The following is a 2,574-nucleotide window of genomic DNA, read 5'->3' as shown; positions in this document are numbered from 1 at the left end:
ATGCATGCATGTGGTCATGATGGACATACTGCCATGTTATTGGGGGCTGCGAAACTACTTTGTAGCTTAAAAAATCAAATAAAAGGTGAGATTCGATTTATTTTCCAACACGCAGAAGAATTACCACCAGGTGGTGCAATTGAGATGGTGAATGCAGGAGTTCTTGATGAAGTTGACCTAATTATCGGAGCACATTTAACGAGTAATTTGGAAACGGGAAAAATTGGTTTAAATTATGGACCTATTATGGCTGGAGCAGATATGTTTAAAATTACGATCATTGGTGAAGGTGGTCATGCTTCTCAACCAAATCAAACAATCGACCCAATTCTAATTGGTACTCAAGTAGTAACAAACATACAGCATATCGTCTCAAGGAAGATTGATCCGATCGATACTGCCGTCATATCAGTTACACAATTTAATGGAGGTAAAGCAGTAAACGTCATTCCAAATTTTGTTACAATCGGTGGTTCAGTTCGGAGCTTTAAACCGGAAATTCGAAATAATATACCTAAGTTGATCGAACAAATTGTAAAAGGAATTACTGATGCTCATGGTGCTAAATATGAGTTTGAATACCATTACGGATACTCACCGGTCATTAATGATGATGAAACAACTAGTTTAATAGATCAAACTGCTTGTGAGATATTTGGCGAAGAAAACCGTGTATTAATTAATCCAATAATGGGAAGTGAAGATTTTTCAGCATTTCTTAATGAAGTTCCTGGAGCATATTTTTTTATAGGTTCAAGAAATGAGGCAGAAGGAATAGTGTATCCACACCATCATCCGAAATTTAATATTGATGAGAGGGCTTTAAAGGACGGTGTAAAGACCTTTGTTCAAGGAGCTTTTAACATATTAACTAACTAAAGGAGAGTAGCGTATGAAAAAAATCTATTTACTTGGTTTTATACCGATTATTGGTTTTGTAATAGGTGCTTTATTTTCCAATAAAGTTACTCCTTATGTACTTGGTATGCCATTTTTTCATTTCTCCATCGTACTATGGTCATTACTTACTACTGCATTTTTAGGTTTAATCTATTTATTTGATCCTGCGAATAAAGAGGAGGAAATAGAATGAATACTGGTACACTATTTATTTTCTTATTTTTCATAGTGTCGATCGTGATTGGTATATGGTCAAAAAAAGGGAAAGAAATGAACTTAGAACAATGGTCTGTCGGTGGCCGTGGGATGGGTACACTCTTCATCTTTTTATTATCAGCAGGAGAAATGTATACTACTTTTACCTTTTTGGGTGCAAGTGGCTCTGCATATGGTGAAGGGGGATCGATTTTTAGTATCGTTTCTTATGGTTGTATCGCATCAATCATATCTTATTGGGCCTTTCCTGAGATTTGGAAATACTCAAAAAAACATAAACTAATTTCACAGTCGGATTTTATGGCGAAGAAATATGAAAGTCAAATTCTTGGTGTTCTTGTTGCTATCGTTGGAATCGTCGCTTTATTTTGCTACTTAGTACTACAATTAAAAGGCTTAGGTTATATCGTCGAAATTACATCTTATGGTTTTATTTCTTCAAAAATGGCTATTTTATTTGGCGCACTCGGTGTTACTTTATTCGTTATGCTATCTGGAATTCATGGTTCTGCATGGACTTCTGTTTTAAAGGATATTTTAATTCTTGCCATTATTTTATTTTTAGGGATCTATTTCCCTGTTCATTTTTATGGCGGTATTAAGCCGATGTATCAAGCTATTGAACAAGCAAAGCCAAACTTTACGATTCTACCAGAACATGGGATGAATTTAACATGGTATATTTCAACTATTATATTAAGTGGAATTGGGATGTATATGTGGCCACACTCATTCCCACCTATTTTTGCAGCGAAAAATGCAAAGGTTTTAAGAAAAAACGCAATCATAATGCCAGTGTATCAATTAATATTATTATTTGCTTTTTTCGTAGGCTTTGCGGCAATCTTACAAATTAAAGGTTTACAAGGTAGTGATGGTGATAAAATCTTATTACTACTTTCTAAAAAGACATTTGATCCATGGTTTGTAGGACTAATAGGGGGCACAGGGGTATTAGCAGCTTTAGTACCAGCTTCACTGATTCTAATGGTAATATCTACATTATTTGTTAAAAATATTTATCAAGTACTTGTACCTACTAGATCAGAAAGTCAGATTGGAAAACTAATAAAATTCGTAGTGCCGTTCATTACTCTAATAGGGGTGTATTTTACCTTTAAAGGTGGAAATTCTTTATTTAGTATTGCAATAGTTGCTTATAATTTTATTACACAGCTTGCTCCACCATTTTTCTTAAGCTTAATGAAGAAAAATTTTGTAACGAAATACGGTGCTATTACTGGAATCATATTTGGTGGGGTGATCGTTTCAATATATGATTTAGGCGAAAAAACATTCGCTCAAACTTTTACTCATCTACCACAATTAATAAAAGATTTAAACGTAGGGATGATTGCATTAATTATTAATACGCTTGTTATGATTAGCGTTAGTCTCATTTCCAAAAATAGTATGTCGACTAATAAGAAAATTGATATAGTAGTTGAACCATAATAT

General features: G+C 33.8%; 3 protein-coding genes. All 3 read left to right on the top strand.

Annotation, left to right across the window (positions count from 1 at the left end; genetic code table 11):
* A partial coding sequence (locus CN514_RS22045) for an amidohydrolase (RefSeq protein WP_098234414.1) occupies nt 1-879 on the top strand: 879 nt, incomplete at its 5' end.
* A 13-nt stretch (nt 880-892) separates the two neighbouring features.
* Complete coding sequence (locus CN514_RS22040) at nt 893-1,093, top strand: DUF3311 domain-containing protein (protein ID WP_098234413.1); 201 nt, start codon at nt 893-895, stop codon at nt 1,091-1,093.
* Nucleotides 1,090-2,571 (top strand): sodium:solute symporter family protein, encoded by a 1,482-nt coding sequence (locus CN514_RS22035; RefSeq protein WP_098234412.1) that lies wholly within the window; start codon nt 1,090-1,092, stop codon nt 2,569-2,571. The genes CN514_RS22040 and CN514_RS22035 overlap by 4 nt, the downstream gene beginning before the upstream one ends.
* Nucleotides 2,572-2,574 lie beyond the last annotated feature (3 nt).

Source organism: Bacillus sp. AFS001701 (assembly GCF_002559405.1).
GTDB lineage: Bacteria > Bacillota > Bacilli > Bacillales > Bacillaceae_G > Gottfriedia.
This window is presented reverse-complemented; position numbering and strand designations above follow the sequence as displayed.